We start from the raw sequence: 17,065 nt of genomic DNA, 5'->3' as shown, positions 1-17,065 counted from the left end.
GAGTTCATTACAAAACCAAAATAAGAAAAACATCTTGAGAAAAAAAGGGGATTTACTAATCCATACTTTTTCTCAAGACGCCACCTAATGAAGTTCATTAATTACTTTTGAGCAAATAGAGCTGAAATAGTAATTTACTCTTCTGCTAATCTTTTTAAAATAGTTTCGTCTTTATTTTTGTGAATTAATTCTTGATGATATAGATTGTTATATTCAGTGCGGGCATCTTCAAAACGTTTAACAACTTCTAAATCTTCTCTCTTTAATATCAAACTTAGGGAAATAAACAATACTGTATTTACAAAAAGCCCCCAAACACCTGCGTGTAATCCCAATGGCGAATTTATAAAAGGTACAAAAGTAATTAAAAGAACAATCGTTATTCCACTTATCAACCCCCATATAGCAGCTACCGGATGAGCACGTTTCCAATAAATTGCTCCAATTGTAGGAACTATAAGTTGAGCTGTTCCGGCTAAAGCTATTACACCAATTGTAACAAGTACTCCAGGTACTAAAAGAGTCATGAAATAAGCAATCATAGAAAAGATAACCAATGACCAGCGACCAATTCGAATAATATCATCATTACTTGCATCATTCTTCAAATATCTCTTATAGAAGTCTAATGTTACAATAGTTGAAACAGCATGTATTTGTGAGTTCGCTGTAGACATAGCTGCCGCTGCCCCAGCTGCCAATATTAAGGAAGCTAATGCAAAAGGAGCATACTCCATCAGCATAATTGGCAAAATTTGATCTGGATTTTCTACATTCGGTTCAAGTATAAAACCAGAAAATCCAACTAAAACAGAACCAATATATGCAATTGCCGCAAATCCTAGTAGAAAAGGCATTAAGTTAAAAAGCTTTCCACTTTTAACTGAATACATCCTTAACCACATTTGCGGTCCCATGAAAGCACCGATAGATGTCACAATAAACAAAGAAAACCACATGGAATATCCCATTGTCCCTTGAGGACCTGGTAAAGTTAGATGTTCTGGACTGACTTTCATTAACTCACTAAACATATTTATAGGCCCACCAAGAATTTGTGAAATATAAAACCCTGCAAACATCATACCAAAGAAAAGAATGACCCCATAAAAAATATCTGTCCATGCAACAGCACGAATACCTCCAACCCAAACGTATACAACAATAACAAAATAAAACAATAAAGCTGCCATCCAAAAAGGAATCTTTCCACCGGAAGCAATTTCGATTAAATAAGCTCCACCAGTTAGTTGTATTTGTAAATATGGTATAGTAAATACGAGGAGAATTATCGCTACTATCCGTCGGAGTTGCTCATTGTTGTAGAAATCACCAACTAAATCAGACGGTGTTATATAGTTAAATTTCTTCCCGAGAAACCATACCCTTTTTCCAACCCAATAATACATGAATCCAAATAATAAGTTCCAAGCTAGAGCAGTTAAGTAAACGGGGCCATGAGTATAAAATGTTGCATTTGATCCAAGAAAAGCAAATGAACTCCACCATGTTGCTGCCACGGTAAAAAATACAGCAACAGAGCCCATTCCTCTTCCTTGAATAAAAAAGTCTTCGCTTGTATTGAGCGATTTAGATGCAGCTACAAACCCAACTAACAGCGGTATAATCATAAAAGCTATGATAATTATTACACCCACCGTCATATTAATCACTCCCTGTATTTAATTTTTACAGCTTGAGATGTTGCTTCTCTCAACTAAAACAATTAGTAATCTTAGTAGTCTACTGATTTTAGTAGTCTACTGATTTGCTTCCCCAATCAATAAAATAGCCAATAAGAAAGAGTACAGTAGTGATAAACCACCAAAGTAGATTCCAAAAAATAAAAAAAGGAATGCCCAAAACCATCGGTTGCACGGAATTAGCCAAAAGAATAAGCGGACTTTCCATTACAAGAAAACAAATAAGGATTAGACTGTACAAGATTACTTTTTTTCGATAATACTTAGACAACAGTTGATTTCCTCCTTTTTTCATTTTCTCCTTCTCGTTATAACGTAAATTAAATATGAAAACTTTATTGAAAACTAGCATTTTTATGATTGCTTTCTTCTAAAGAAAATTTCTTTTGTAAATTTAATACTGTTTCAAGCAATACATCTGCCCCTTTTGCACAATCTTCATACGGTGTGAACTCTTCTTCGCAATGACTTTTTCCGTTAATACTTGGAACAAATATCATTGCGGAAGGAATGATACTAGCAATAAACTGAGCATCGTGACCAGCACCACTGTACAGCCTTATAGACGAATAACCAAATTTGTTGCTCGCTTGTTCGATTTGATCGCATAAGTCCGAATCAAATACAACCGTATCCCGCCCCCAAAGTTTTTCGACTTTAACAGTACAACCATTATCTTCTTTAGGCAAAGATTGTAAAATATCTTCTACTTGCTTAATTTTTTCTTCTTCTTTGTGCCGAGCTTCTACTGTGAACGTTACTTTATTTGGAATGACGGTATGAATATTTGGTGTAACCAAGACTCGTCCAACGGTATAAACTAACTCTTCATCTACTGTTCCTAGTTGTTCAATGATTGAAGATAAGAGTTTTACTGATAAAAAAAGGGGATCTTTTCTCATGCTCATCGGAGTCGTTCCCGCATGATCAGACTCTCCTGTAACAGTGACTTCGTAGCAAACCATCCCCAACACGCCTTCTACGACGCCAATCGTTTTATTTTCAGTTTCTAACACCGGCCCTTGCTCAACGTGAAGTTCTATAAAAGCTAAAGCTTCTTTTAATCGATTTTCAACATCGCCTTCATAACCACTTTCCTTTAGAGCTTCACCAAAGGTGATCCCGTTTTTATCAGTCGATTGGAGCATTTTTTCTTTATCAAATTTGTTTGTAAGAACTCCCGAACTCATCATCGCAGGATCAAATCTAGCTCCTTCTTCATTCGTGAAGTTGACAATCGTTACAGGAATATCCAATTCTATGTTGTTTTCTTTTATCGTTCGAACAACTTCCAGTGCCGTTAAAACTCCTAAAACACCGTCAAAGCGTCCCCCTTTTTCTACAGAATCTAAATGGGATCCCATTACAATTGGGGGAAGATCTTTTTTCCCGGGCAAAGTCGCATAAATATTGGCCATATCATCTACTTTTATTTCCATGCCTAGCGCTTTACAGCATTCACAAAAATAGTCTCTTGCTTGAATATCTTCTTTTGACAAAGAAAGTCTTGTGACTCCGTTGTTTTTTGTCGCTCCGAATTTACTAAATTGTTCGATAGTTTCTTTTAAACGCTCAGCATTACATGTATACATCTTGTATTCCCTCACCTTTCATGTTATTTAACTTAACATATATTCCGTTTGAGAATATTTTAATGGATATTTTTCTGATAGTATATGTAAAATAATATAAAAAAAATTATGCATTTGCATATATTGTATGTCATATTTATTAACATGATAATTGGAGGAGGTTATTATGACGACAATTCGACATCTTCTTCTCGCACCTGAATTTCAACATCTTCAATTAATTGCAGGAAAAGATGGTTTAAATCGTAAATTGTCCGGCATCAATGTGATTGAAAGCGATGATTTAATTCAATTTTGTCGAGCGAACGAGTTAATCGTTACAACAGGCATACAAATGAAAAATAATACTCAAATGCTAGAACGCTTGGTAAAACGTTCTTTTGATAAAAAAGTGGCGGGGGTCATTATAAATGTGGGACCATATATTCCTGAAGTTCCTCCATCGATCATAGAATTTGCAGATAACAATCATTTCCCCCTTATTCAAATGGAATGGAAGTACAGGGTAGCTGATTTGTTAAAAAAAACCTTCGCCTTTATATCGATGGCTCAAAAAGAAGTGACTATGCATCAAGCGGAGGAAAAAATTTTATACAATTTATTGTTTCGCTTTAAACATCTCCACCAACTTGTTGAAAAACAGTTACAAAAAAGAGGAATATCCAAAGGGGCAGAATTAGGCATTATCGTTTGCACGACAAAAAATAATAAAAAATCCATTAATCAATATTTTGACATTATTCTCTATGAATTTCAGAACCGCTATCATGATTTTTTATCTTTAAAACATGACAATCAACTCATTTTTTTAATTGATAAAGCAAAGGTGAAAACTAACAGAATTCCTTTTTCTAAAACTGTTGAGAAAATCTATAATAAGGTCATTGAGAAGGACGGAGAATTAAATTTAATCATTGGCATGGGCAATTTTTATAATTCTCTAGGGAAAATGTCTAAAAGTTATAATGAAGCTCTAACTGTGATATTTTTATCACAAAAACATCGAAATCCATTTATCTTTAAGTACAAAGAAATCGGAGCCTACAAAATTATTTTAAGTGTACCAGATCATTCAATTCTTAAAACATTTCATCAAGATATGCTCGGTCCTCTCTATTTATATGACGAGCTGCATGAAACAGATTTTGTTGACTTTTTAAGAATTTTCCTTGAAGAAAACGGCAGTGCAAATAAGATTAGCAAACGACTCTTTATCCATCGAAATACGGTCACATATAAAATTCGTAAAATTGAAACGTTATTAGATGTAGATTTAAATAATACGTTTGCCCGCACTAATTTGAGCGTCGCTTTTATGATTGAAAATATTTTAAATCAGAATAAGTGACATGCTCCCACCATCAACGTTAACGCTAGTGGTGGGAGCTTCTCGGACCATCCCATCTCATGACGGGAAGAGCGATCCCCGTTTGTATCACGGTTTGCGGTCAAGTTAGGCTATCGCTAATGATGTTTATATTGATCGCCGCATTGACGCTCCATCCCCATTCATAGCGAAAGGTTCGCCCAGAAAGCAATAGCGACTCCATGACTTGACCGCAACACGAATACGTTTTGGATGATGGAAACTACTGGTCGATTGTGATCAGTTTCTTACTTTGTTCTTCTAATTTATATTGGAGCAATGTCATAAACATCCCCGACGCATGATCAGCAACACTTTTGCCGAATGAAGGGCTTGTGACATTCCCTTCATGTTGAGATCTTCATTCACCACGCCGTCATACCGTTTCGTTAATTGGTGTGATGCCTTTGTGTAGAAAGCCTTTTCGTTAGTTTGCCATTTTTCCAACCCTTGGCGATCGAGAATCATTCACCATCGACATACAGCGTGTTCATCGGTTGATGGACGTATTCAGTGAGAATCGAAACAAAGTTTTAGAAATGGTGCAAGACTTGATCGACCACCATTCATCTCCCACTTTTACTGGAGCTGGCGTACCTTCACGTTTAAAACTAAATATGAAATACGTTTTTGGATTGGGGAGAAAGGTTAGATATGTTGTGCAAGTGCACAATATAATTTGTCATAATATTCATTGTTTTCAACTTTTCCCGTTGATATGATGACATCAAAATCTATTCATCATATCAATTAAAGGGGTCATGTAAAATGGATGAATTACTACAAATCAAAAATGATGATTCAAAGTATGTTTTACATTCTTGGTCAAAACAGAAGGGCTTAAATCCGAAAGTGATCACAAAAGCAGAAGGTGTATATTTTTGGGATGAGAATGGGCGACGTTACTTTGATATGTGTTCGCAATTAGTGTATTTAAACGTAGGCCATCAACATCCTAAAATGATAGAGAGTTTCCAACAAATTCGTAACTATCCCCTTGCTTCCCCTTCCTTTGCGACAAAACCTAAATCGGAATTAGCGAAAAAGATTATTGAATTATCACCACCTAATATGTCAAAAGTATTTTTCACTTCCGGTGGGGCGGAATCAAACGACCATGCTATTAAAATCGCTAAAATGGTGACTGGACGTTACAAAATTTTTTCTAGATATCGTTCATACCACGGGGCTACTTTCGGAGCCGGTAATCTCACTGGCGAAAGCCGTCGATTTTATGCTGAACCGGGTATACCGGGCTTTATCAAATTTGAAGTTCCTTATTTATATAGAGAAGTCATCGACTTTGACTCCGAAGAAGAAGCTACAGCCTATTATTTAGATAAATTAAGAAATCAAATTTTATATGAAGGTCCCCATTCCATTGCGGCAATTGTTTTAGAAACGATCCCTGGAAGTAACGGGGTCTTAATTCCTCCGAAAGGTTATTTAGAAGGCGTACGTGCCCTTTGCGACGAATTCGGCATTTTAATGATCTGTGATGAAGTCATGACCGGTTTCGGTAGAACAGGCAAGCCTTTTGCAGTAAATCATTTTGATTTCCAACCGGACATCATTACTTTTGCTAAAGGCGTTACATCTGGATATGCGCCTCTTGGAGGGGTGATTGTAAGCGATAAAGTGGCACGTTATTTTGATGAAAATATTCTAATGACCGGATTAACTTATAGTGGACATACGATATGTACACACATTGGATGTACTAACATACAAATTTATGAAGAAGAAAATCTTTTCAAAAATGCTGAGACAGTAGGAAAAACTTTGAAAAGCCGTTTAAAAAAATTGCTTGATTATTCTTCAGTTGGGGAAGTCCGTCATATCGGTTTATTTGCCGCGGTTGAATTAGTGAAAAATAAAGTCACGAAAGAGCCACTCATTCAATATGGGATGGATTACGGAAAAGATCCAACGGGTCTCATGAGTCAATTTGTTCAACGTTTAATTTCCAACGGTTTTTACACCTATTCCCACGAATCAAGCGTCATTATCGCTCCTCCACTGATTATTACAGAACGTCAAATTCATGAAGCGATGGACCTTTTTGAACAAACTTTACAACAGTTCGAAAAAGAATGTTTGTCTGCACTAGCGTAAGGAGTGAATAAAATGCAAGACTTTTACTATGAATTGCCAGTTCCTATTGAATTTGGAATAGGAAAAATCAACAAAATCCCAGAAATCATCGAAAAGTTCCAGTTTAAACGCGGACTATTAATTAGCACTCCCTCATTAGTTAAAAATGGCACTGCAGAAAAAATGATGAAATTATCAAAAGGCAAAATAAAAGAAATTTTTTCAGACATTCAGCCTAATCCTACGCTACAAAATACGGATAACTGTGCAAACATTTTACGGGAAAAGGCATACGATTTTGCAGTTGCTCTCGGCGGAGGAAGTATTTTAGACTGTGCAAAAGTGGCTTGTTATGTCGCCACTACAGATTTTTTGACAAAGGAATTTTTCTACAATAAGAAACCGATTCAGCATCCGTCAATTCCTTTAATCGCCATTCCTACAACTTCGGGTACAGCGAGTGAAATTACTTCTGTTTCAGTTTTGACAGACCCTGAAAAAGGAATAAAAAGACCTTTAGCCAGTTCGTATTTTTATCCGAAATATGCCTTGATAGACCCAGAACTAACCGTCAGTTGCCCTCCGAGTGTCACGGCAACAAGCGGCATCGATGTGCTCGCTCACGCTTTAGAAGCATTTTACAATAAAAGACACCAACCTTACACAGATATGATGGCTGAAAAAGCGGCGCAATTAGTATTTGATCATTTATTAACAGCATTTCATGAACCAAATAATTTAGAGGCCCGATCAAATATGAGTTTTGCATCTGTCACAGCAGGACTTGCTTTCAATTTAACGCAAACAGCTGCAGCCCATGCTTGCTCTTACCCGCTTACCCAAGATTATAATATTCCCCATGGAGAAGCATGCGCTTTTACATTAGCAGCTTTTTGGCGATTAAATAGTCAAAGCGATGATGAGAAAGTGCGAGAGCGTCTCCAAAGCTTTAGTCAACGGTTAGGATTTACTAATGCTGATGATTTGGCCAATCGAATTGATGAAATGAAAAAAGAAATGGGATTTCGTATGACGCTTGAAGATGTTGGTGTTACTTCTGAGAAGCAACTTGATCAACTTGTGAAAAAAAGCTTCGCTCCTAACATGCTTAACAATCCTGTTGAAATGGATCCTTCTTCTTTAAAACAGCTATATGAATCTTTATAACTGCTTCTGTACAATCTCATTAATCGTTCACTTTAGTGAGCCAGATTGATGACAAACACCTCTGTTTTAAGCCAACAAGAAGAAAGGCAGTGTGCTGAACTTGCCATTTTATGAAAAATAATAACGATCGATCTTTCGAACCACCTGACTTCCATAGCCAGGTGGCCAATTTTTTTAAATTCATGGCAGCAAAAGTAAGCATCGCCTGCAAGGACACTTTTTCCAATCCTTAGAAAGTGGTCCATCGCATGCCATGCTTCTCCTTAGCGTCAGCAAATACCCGTTCAATGGTTTCTTTCCTAAGTGCATACAGCCGCTTATTTTCTTCGGTGTGTCTCAAATGCTCCGCTTCTTCCACATCCGCCACCCAAATATGGCCACTGATGCGCTTGGTCACATCTTTTCTTTCCGTCCATCGCGATCGGTCCGGATTTGGAACGGTACCCGAGTGGTTGTTTCATAGTCTGAGACTTTATTTTTGCGGACAGAGGTAACAATCATATCATCGCGTTTGCGGAAAAAATCGTCTTTTGTACGGGGGGCGAGTATACGGCATGACCGGACGAATGTTGCGTTCCAAGCACCATTTGGAGGGCTTGATATTTTTGGCTCTCTTTCTGAATCGCGGTTTTGATGAACTTATGCTTATTGGCACCGGCTTTGACCGGCGCCAAGGTCGATCAACCAAATGTCAGGGTCCACCAAACCATGACGAACCGCTTCTTCCAAAATGCGTTGGAAGATGGTTTCAAACAGGTTAGTGCCGCGAAAACGGCGGGCATCATTTTTCCCAAAGGTGGAGAAGTGAGGAATGGGTTGAGTAAAGTCATAACCGATAAACCAACGATAGGCGACGTTCGTTTCAATTTCTTTAATGGTTTGGCGCATGGAACGGATTCCAAACAGATACTGGATGAGAACAATTTTGATGAGCACAACCGGGTCGATACGGGGACGTCCGGTATGGGGACTGTATTGATCTTGAACCAAGTCATAAATGAAACTGAAGTCAATCGCTTGGTCGATTTTTCGAAGCAAATGATCTTGAGGAACCAAATCTTCCAAGGAGAAAAAAGCAATTGGATAACGTCCTTCAATGTGAATTTTTTTTCATTCCTTCATCCCTTTTATGTTGAATCACTCGTTAATCATTTCGACAAAAAAAGCCTGAAGACCTGCTTCTTGTGAAGCTTTTGTCTACAGGCTGATCTGTAGGTAACTTTCCTACAGGTATGTTTCCATCATCAATATCCATTATTGTCGGAAATTAAATCGCTTTTCACAATCTCCACACCACTGCTTGTACCGATACGCGAAGCTCCGGACTCAATCATTTTTATGGCTGTTTTTCTATCTCGTATTCCTCCTGATGCTTTAACTCCCATTCGATCACCTACTACCTTTCGCAGCAATGTTACATCTTCGACCGTCGCAACACCTGATGCTAATCCTGTAGATGTTTTTACAAAATGTGCACCAGCCTCTTTCGACAATAAGCAAGCCCGTTTCTTTTCCTCTTCTGTCAATAGACAAGTTTCCAATATAACTTTCACGATTTTTCCCTGTACTGCTTTCACTACATCTTCTATGTCTTGGAATACCCCTTGATCGTTCCTTTCCTTTAAAGCTCCGACATTCATTACCATGTCAATTTCATCTGCACCGTTTTGAATAGCCTCTTCCGTCTCCTTGACTTTGATGATGGTTGTATTTGCACCAAGGGGAAAGCCGATGACCGTGCACACATTTATTCTCGTACCCATTAATAGGTTAGACGCCAGTGGAACAAAATACGGGTTAACACAAACAGAAGCAAATTGATAGTTTATTGCCTCTTCACATAGCTTTTCAATGTCTTTTCCGGTTGCCTCAGGCTTCAATAATGTATGATCAATGTATGAAGAAATATTATCCATAGGAATCCCCCTATTTCATTGATGCAAAAACTGTTTTTTCATCAAAATAATCTTTCGCATTAGAAGCATCAATCAAACCAGTACCTCCATCAATGTACTCTTTGACTTCTTCACCTTCTGTAACTTTTATAGACGTCTCCACTACTAATTGCCCCAACTTTGCTGGATCATTTAAAACCGTTGCATGATACTTGCCATCGACAATGGCTTTTACTGCTTCTGTGAGCCCATCAATACCTACAATTTTTATCTTGTCCAACATGTTTGACTGTTCTAAGACCTGAAGGGCTCCGAGAGCCATATCATCATTATGGGCATAAACCAAATTGACATCTGGGTGGGCTTGAAGAAGATCTTGAAATGCTTTGACGGCTTTAGAACGAACATAGTCACAATAAGGTCCTTCGATGATCTCAATGCCTGCTTCTTTTTCCACAATTTCATGAAACCCGTCATGACGATCTTTCATCACTTTACCGCCTGCATCTCCCTGCAGTTCAATAATTTTTCCTTTTGCTTTTCCTTCACCGCCAAGCAGTTCAACCGCTTTTTTTCCTGCAATTCTACCCATTTCCTTATTATCTCGACCAATAAAAGCTGTTACCTCTTCTTCAGTGGGACGGTCCACTGTAATCACTGGAATATTTGCTTGTTTCGCTGCTTGTAGCACCGGCGCAACGGCTGTCGGATGTGTAGGATTTATTACCAAAACATCAATACCTTTTGTAATCAAATCCTGCACGTCCCGATTTTGTTTTTCTATATCATTCTGTGCGTCGATAGCAATCAATTCAACTCCTTGCTTTTCTGCTTCTGCTTTTGCAGCATCTACTAAAGATACATAAAATGGAGACTCTAGCGTAACCTGTGAAAACTCTATAACCACATTGTCATTTTCTTGAGAGGAATCGGAAGTTTGCCCCTCACCGTTTTCTGATAATCCATCAGTTTGCTGGGAGTTTGTACATCCTGCCAAAAGAAGACTTGAACATAATAACGTAGCTAGAAGTAAACGTAACAAGCTAAAATTTTTCATTTGATATTCTCCTCTCTTAATCTGATTTTTTAACAACAAATCGATTCAATACTAAAGCCAGAACAATTATTATCCCCATGAAGATCGACTGATAATAAGACGACAAACCTAACAGATTGAAAATATTCGTGATAATACTTAACAACAAAACACCAATAAACGTCCCGCCAACATCTCCAATTCCGCCAAATAAACTTGTTCCGTCTAGGACTACCGCTGCGATAGCATCCAATTCAATTCCCTTCCCAGCGGTAGGCTGAGCCACCGTCAGCCATGATGTAAGGACAACTCCTGTCAAGGCGGACATGGCTCCACAAATAACATAAGCTGCAATAATATATCGGTTCACCTCAATACCCGATAAATAGGCAGATTGGGGGTTCCCTCCAATCGCATATAGTTTGCGTCCAAACGTAGTATAATGCAAAACGAAAATTCCGATAATAGTTAATAATATCCACAAAATCCCAGAAACAGGAACTTTATTATCAATCAATAAATAAGAGGAAATACTATTTTTTCAAGCAATTTGGAAATGAATTGATACATTGGTATTTTCAATATTCAAGTAACCAGCAGAGGTAAAAGTCGTATTTTACAGTTTAAAAAATAAACAAAACAGAAGTATGCAGCTAACTTTCTGTCTCCTAATACACTGTACGTACACGTCGATTTTATCTAAATAGTTCAGTCACTCCATCCTGTCGATCTCTTAAAATTAGAATTTTGCGCTTGAACGTGAAAAAGCCGCCAACATGTTTGACGGCTTTTGTATTATGAATTGAGTTCTTTCAGGCAATAGGAGCGCCATCCTCCAAAGGCTGTAATATCCTCGGATCGATTGGCTATATACGCTTCACAAAGAAAGCCCGGCACTTTGTTTCCGTTGATCAGTTCTACTGTTCCTATACTTAAAGGTTCTGGAATAGATGCTGTAAAAGCACCAAATGAAGCTAATGGCATTTCCCATATCTCCAATTGAATGGAGGCGCCATTGTGGTTTGTTTTGATAAGCCCCGGTTTGGCAGGATCCGTAGGCAGCTTATACAGCCGGTAATTAGGAGCAGTTGTTGCTTCACATACGAATTTGCCGCCGAATTGATGCATTTCATTTTCGAGCGGAAACCCTCTCATATGCAAACCGCAGACGGCAACAAAAGTCGTATTTTTTTGCGGTTGAAAATTTTCTGTTAGAATCTCTCCTAAAAATTGAGAAGCAAGTCCGAATATCAATCCTTCCTGTTCTGCCAGCGAAAACATCGTCATGCCAAAAGGAACATTTGCTTCCGCATCCTCTGCCGGAATGGCGATTGCCGACAGATCCAAAAGATTACAGTGATTGGTGTATTTTCCCATTTCGTTATTTGTGCGAATCGGATCGAGCCTAACTTGTTCGCGCGTCCAAGTACCGCCACAAGTAGGCAAAACTAATACTGCATCTTTTAACAATTTTTTCACTTTATGCTTGATTGATTGGATCCTGTGCATCGCTTGAAAAGCTGATGCTGCCGTATGATCAGGAGAAGCTCCGGAAGAAAGGACTTTTTCCGTAACGGAAAACACATCTTCTGTATTTGCTTTCACAAAATCACCTAAATCCGCCCATCTTTCCGCCACCCAAGGACCTTCATAAAGAAGAGACGCCGCTTCGGAAAACAAATCATAATCGATATACTCAATCGGAAGACGCAAACGTTCCAATCTTTTCATCGTTTTCATCCATGCATTCCTATATCCTTCACGAAATGGGCCAAAAAACGAAAGCGGTTGTTTCGGCAAACAAATTTTGCTCGGACTTTTCGGCGATACGTTCGGGAAATAGCGTGACCAAGGATCTGTTTCATCCTCGCCGCGCACAATTCGATCAACTTCCAATGCATCCTGCAAATTGTGCGCAAAAACTGTCACACAATCAAGGCTTGCGCAAGCCGGAACTACTCCAGCGGTCGGCCAGGCTCCCCTGCTCGGCTTAAATCCGACTAAGCGATTTAAGGCTGCCGGCACTCGTCCGGACCCAGCAGTGTCCGTTCCGAGTGCAAACGCTGCATGGCCTCGTGCAACGGCCACCGCAGATCCAGAGCTTGATCCCCCGCTGATCAGTTCTTCTTTTAAGGCATTTTTCGTTTCTCCATAAGGACTTCTTGTACCGACAAGCCCAGTGGCAAACTGATCTAAATTTGTTTTTCCTAATGGGATTGCACCTGCTGCAATTAACCGCTCAACCACTGTTGCGCTTTTTTCTGGTATATAAGCATATTGGGGGCAAGCTGCAGTTGTCGGAACCCCGGCTAAATCAATGTTGTCTTTAATAGCAAATGGAATTCCCCATAATGGCAAGCTTTTCCGATCCAGTGAAGCAAGCCTGTCTAGATAAGGCTGAATTCTTTCCATTGCCGGAGGGGTAATCCATATATTCATATCCTCATCTTGTTTAACTCGATGAATGATTTCAACGACTACTTCTTCGGGAGTCAATTCATTGTTAAGGTACATCTCTCTCAACCGCGCAATCGTCAAAGGTTGAGGAAAATGTTTGACCGATTTCATTTGAGAACCTCCTCTCGTTCTTTCTGCTTTAAAATGCTGACAATCAATTGTCCTGATTGCACCTCGTCCCCTGGTTTCACGTAAACATTTACTATTTGTCCATCGCACGGGGCCAGCTGCGGAAACTCCATTTTCATGCTTTCTTCAATCATCAGAACATCGCCTTTCTTAACTTGCTGTCCAGGAGACACAAGAACTTTCCATACACTTCCAGGCATGGAAGAACGAACAACCTCAGCACCTGGAGGGATATTTTCCTCTTGCCCTTCTTTCATTGGTTCATGCTCTGATATATATTCCGCCAATCCTAGCTGCTTCCACCGTTCTCGCTCTGCTTGAAAAGCTTCCTGCTGCCGCATGCGGAAAGTTTCGGCACTATCTTTGATCGAATCCAAGAATTTTAAATATTCGCCAAGATCAAACGCTGTTTCTGTTATTTCCACTTCAAACCTTCCTCTAAGAAAATCTTCCCGCAATTGCAGCAACTGTTCCGCATCTACTGGGTAAAACTGAATTTGATCGAAAAACCGCAATAGCCAAGGTTTTCCTTGTTCAAAACTCTTCGTTGTCCGGAATTTATTCCACATTTGAATCGTCCGGCCGACAAATTGATAGCCTCCAGGACCTTCCATTCCATATACACATAAATACGAACCGCCAATTCCTACCGCATTTTCAGGCGTCCAAGTCCGGGCAGGGTTATATTTTGTTGTGACTAAACGGTGCCGAGGATCAATTGGAATGGCTACTGGAGCGCCAAGATAGACGTCACCTAATCCTAAAACAAGATATTTTGCATCAAATACAATTTTCTTTACATCATCAATGCTTTTTAAGCCATTTATGCGCCTGATGAATTCCAAATTACTCGGACACCACGGAGCATCGGAACGGACGTTTTTCTGGTAGCGTTCAATGGCCAATTGAGTAGCCGGATCATCCCAGGAAAGAGGCAGCCGAACAATACGTGAAGGGACTTTTATCGATTCCAGCGGCGGAAGCTCGCGATCAATTTCTAAAATTTTTTGACAAGCCTCGCGAACGGACATTTTCGATGGGTCAATGTGCACTTGCAAAGACCGAATGCCCGGCGTTAAATCAAGGAAAGGGATGTTGCCTTTTTGTTGTATCGCTTGCATTAAAGCATGTACTTGAAACCGATACAGCAGGTCTAAATCCATTGAACCGTACTCAATCAGCAAATTTTCGTCGCCGCTTGAACGAATCGTAATTGGAATGTTTCGAGATGTTTGTTCTTGAGCCAAAATTGAATCGTCGGCTGTAATTTTTGGATTAATGGCAGGAAGTTGAGAAGGTTGAAATCCGTACAAACTGCCATTTTCAATTTTTTGCATAAACATTTCTTGTTTTTTTCGAAGTTCCTCCGCTTCTTCCAATGACAACAAATGAAACTTGACGATATCGCCCGGATGCAATTGCCCAATTTTCCAAAACTCAGCTGAAGCCGTCGTAACTGGGCAGACAAATCCTCCTAAACTAGGTCCATCAGGTCCCAGTAAAATCGGCATATCGCCTGTTAGATCAAGCGTTCCCACTGCATAAGCGTTATCATGAATATTTGATGGATGCAAACCTGCATCTCCGCCGTCTTCTCTTGCCCATTTCGGGGCTGGGCCCATTAACCGGACGCCTGTGCGCGAACTGTTAAAATGCACTTCCCATTCTGTTTCAGTTAATTGCTGCAAATAATCCGGCTGCAAAAATTCGCTTGTACAATGAGGGCCCGGAATGACGCCTATCGTCCATTTATTCGTCATGATCGGTCTATATTCAGCTGGAAGCCCCTTCGTTTTTTTGACAACAGCCCCCCGGTTGACCAAAAGCACATCGCCAGTGCGCAAGGCGCGTCCGCCATGGCCGCCGAATCCGCCGAGCGTAAATGTGGAGGAGCTTCCTAAAACTTCAGGCATGTCAAAACCGCCTGCTACTAATAAATAAGTCCGCATTCCCCTTTTCGCTTCACCAAATGATAATACTTGGTTCTTTTTTGCCAAAACAGGTTCATACATCGGCACGGGCTGATCGTCAAGCTTAGCCTGCATATCGGCACCTGTAATACAAAACCATATATCATCTCGAAAACGATAAGATCCCCCGCGCAATGTCATTTCAAGACCAGGGGCGCCTTCTCTGTTCCCGAGAAGTTTATTTCCAATCCGGAACGAGAGCTGGTCCATTGGACCGGAAGGCGGCACACCTACGCTCCAATATTTAATGCGTCCGGGCCAATCCTGAACAGTTGTTTGAATTCCTCCGTCCAATACTTCCAGTGCATGTTCTCTAGGTTGAAAATGGTTTAATAAACGGGTGTATACATTTCCTTTTATAAAATCCTTTTCCTTCAATAAAGCTTTCAAGTAGTGGAGATTGGTTGTAATACCGTACAATTTCGTTTCGTTTAGCGCTTGTATGAGTTTTCCGATCGCCTCTTCCCTGTTTTTTCCACGAACAATCACTTTCGCCAGCATTGGATCATAAAGAGTCGTAACCGTGATTCCGTTTCTTACCCACGTTTCCGTTCGAGCTGTTTTAGGAAATTTTGCCTCATCAATCTGTCCGGCGCTCGGCCGAAACTCATGCAAACAATCTTCCGCATAAATACGCGCTTGAATGCTATGCCCTTTCGGCTCTTTTACTAAGGAATGCAATTCATGCAGATCATCTGCTGCTTCACGTATCATCCATTCAACAAGATCGATGCCAAAGACCTCTTCTGTTACACCATGCTCCACTTGAAGTCTTGTATTCACTTCAAGAAAGTAAAAGGAGCTTGTTTCAGGATCATATAAAAACTCAACAGTGCCTGCACTCCGGTATCCAACTTCTTCCGCCAATCGGATGGCGGCTGCGAACATTTCTTTTCTGACTTCCTGGGACAAAAGAGGGGCCGGACTTTCTTCCACAACTTTTTGATTGCGGCGCTGAATAGAGCAGTCTCGTTCGCCTAAAGCTACCACTTCACCAAATCGATTTCCAAAAATTTGAACTTCTATATGGCGTGCTCTAGCGATATATTTCTCCAGGAAAACTCCTTTATTTTTAAAATTTGTTTCAGCAAGACGACGTACCGCCTCAAATGCCGAGCGCAAATGCTGTTCATTTTCGCAAACGCGCATTCCGATGCCTCCGCCTCCTGCCGTGCTTTTTAAAATAATTGGATAACCAATATGTTCAGCTTGTTTTACCGCCTCATCCAAATCGGTGATGAGGTCCGTTCCCGGCAATAAAGGAACATTGGCTTTTTTTGCAATTTCTCTGGCAGAATGCTTTAATCCGAATATCTCCATCTGTTCAGGTGAAGGTCCGATAAACGTAATTCCATTTTGTACGCACAAGCGGGCAAAATCTGCGTTTTCACTTAAAAATCCATATCCGGGATGAATGGCATCGGCTCCTGACTCAATGGCAGCTTTTATGATTAAATTTCCATTCAAATAGCTGTCTTTGACCGGGCCTTCTCCTATTAAAATAGCTTCATCTGCTTCGTCTACATGTAAACTGTCTTGATCCGCCTTTGTATATATAGCAACCGATAGAATTCCAAGTTTGCGAAGCGTCCGTTCAATCCGGACGGCTATTGCCCCGCGATTGGCAATCAGAATTTTTTTAAACATTTTGTACTC

The 17,065-nt window shown here is 39.9% G+C and carries 11 protein-coding genes and 2 pseudogenes; 3 read left to right on the top strand and 10 right to left on the bottom strand.

Translation table 11 applies throughout. The features are described from left to right. Positions 1 to 134 precede the first annotated feature (134 nt). The 3 genes from NSR00_RS15160 to NSR00_RS15150 all read right to left on the bottom strand — a co-directional run bounded on the left by NSR00_RS15160 (position 135) and on the right by NSR00_RS15150 (position 3,295). On the bottom strand, positions 135 to 1,664 hold the full coding sequence (locus NSR00_RS15160; RefSeq protein WP_340789652.1) for a sodium:solute symporter family protein: 1,530 nt from the start codon (positions 1,662 to 1,664) through the stop codon (positions 135 to 137). An 88-nt stretch (positions 1,665 to 1,752) separates the two neighbouring features. Continuing rightward, positions 1,753 to 1,911 (bottom strand): DUF3311 domain-containing protein, encoded by a 159-nt coding sequence (locus NSR00_RS15155; RefSeq protein WP_340789877.1) that lies wholly within the window; start codon positions 1,909 to 1,911, stop codon positions 1,753 to 1,755. 127 nt (positions 1,912 to 2,038) lie between these two features. Beyond that, positions 2,039 to 3,295, bottom strand: coding sequence for a Zn-dependent hydrolase (locus NSR00_RS15150; RefSeq protein ID WP_340789651.1), 1,257 nt, complete (start codon positions 3,293 to 3,295; stop codon positions 2,039 to 2,041). Positions 3,296 to 3,461: 166 nt separating this feature from the next. On the opposite strand from NSR00_RS15150, the gene NSR00_RS15145 reads away from it, so the two are divergent. The 3 genes from NSR00_RS15145 to NSR00_RS15135 all read left to right on the top strand — a co-directional run bounded on the left by NSR00_RS15145 (position 3,462) and on the right by NSR00_RS15135 (position 7,922). Beyond that, complete coding sequence (locus NSR00_RS15145) at positions 3,462 to 4,643, top strand: PucR family transcriptional regulator (RefSeq protein ID WP_094245139.1); 1,182 nt, start codon at positions 3,462 to 3,464, stop codon at positions 4,641 to 4,643. Positions 4,644 to 5,429: 786 nt separating this feature from the next. Beyond that, positions 5,430 to 6,776: an aminotransferase class III-fold pyridoxal phosphate-dependent enzyme gene (locus NSR00_RS15140; RefSeq protein WP_340789648.1), complete on the top strand. Its 1,347-nt coding sequence runs from the start codon at positions 5,430 to 5,432 to the stop codon at positions 6,774 to 6,776. A gap of 12 nt (positions 6,777 to 6,788) precedes the next feature. Then, a complete protein-coding gene (locus NSR00_RS15135; protein WP_094245137.1) occupies positions 6,789 to 7,922 on the top strand; it encodes an iron-containing alcohol dehydrogenase family protein in 1,134 nt (377 codons plus the stop codon). A 232-nt stretch (positions 7,923 to 8,154) separates the two neighbouring features. On the opposite strand, the pseudogene NSR00_RS18175 reads toward NSR00_RS15135, so the two are convergent. The 7 genes and pseudogenes from NSR00_RS18175 to uca form a co-directional block, all read right to left on the bottom strand. Next, positions 8,155 to 8,316 (bottom strand): annotated as a pseudogene (locus NSR00_RS18175) (transposase); the annotation flags it as partial. Between the two features lie 202 nt (positions 8,317 to 8,518). Beyond that, a pseudogene (locus NSR00_RS18170) lies at positions 8,519 to 9,026 on the bottom strand (transposase); the annotation flags it as partial. Between the two features lie 140 nt (positions 9,027 to 9,166). Further along, the gene (deoC, locus tag NSR00_RS15125) at positions 9,167 to 9,838 is read right to left on the bottom strand and encodes a deoxyribose-phosphate aldolase (protein WP_340789646.1); all 672 of its coding nucleotides are present in this window, start codon (positions 9,836 to 9,838) and stop codon (positions 9,167 to 9,169) included. A 10-nt stretch (positions 9,839 to 9,848) separates the two neighbouring features. Beyond that, positions 9,849 to 10,874: a substrate-binding domain-containing protein gene (locus tag NSR00_RS15120; RefSeq protein WP_340789644.1), complete on the bottom strand. Its 1,026-nt coding sequence runs from the start codon at positions 10,872 to 10,874 to the stop codon at positions 9,849 to 9,851. Between the two features lie 16 nt (positions 10,875 to 10,890). Further along, positions 10,891 to 11,370, bottom strand: coding sequence for an ABC transporter permease (locus tag NSR00_RS15115; RefSeq protein ID WP_340789642.1), 480 nt, complete (start codon positions 11,368 to 11,370; stop codon positions 10,891 to 10,893). A 278-nt stretch (positions 11,371 to 11,648) separates the two neighbouring features. Further along, positions 11,649 to 13,421, bottom strand: a complete 1,773-nt coding sequence (gene atzF, locus NSR00_RS15110; protein ID WP_340789640.1) for an allophanate hydrolase — start codon at positions 13,419 to 13,421, stop codon at positions 11,649 to 11,651. Next, a complete protein-coding gene (gene uca, locus NSR00_RS15105) occupies positions 13,418 to 17,056 on the bottom strand; it encodes an urea carboxylase (RefSeq protein ID WP_339229662.1) in 3,639 nt (1,212 codons plus the stop codon). The genes atzF and uca overlap by 4 nt, the downstream gene beginning before the upstream one ends. Positions 17,057 to 17,065 lie beyond the last annotated feature (9 nt).

Source organism: Aeribacillus sp. FSL K6-8394 (genome assembly GCF_038008865.1).
GTDB lineage: Bacteria > Bacillota > Bacilli > Bacillales > Aeribacillaceae > Aeribacillus > Aeribacillus composti.
The sequence above is the reverse complement of the archived record's forward strand: the minus strand, read 5'-3'. Positions and strand labels throughout refer to the sequence as shown.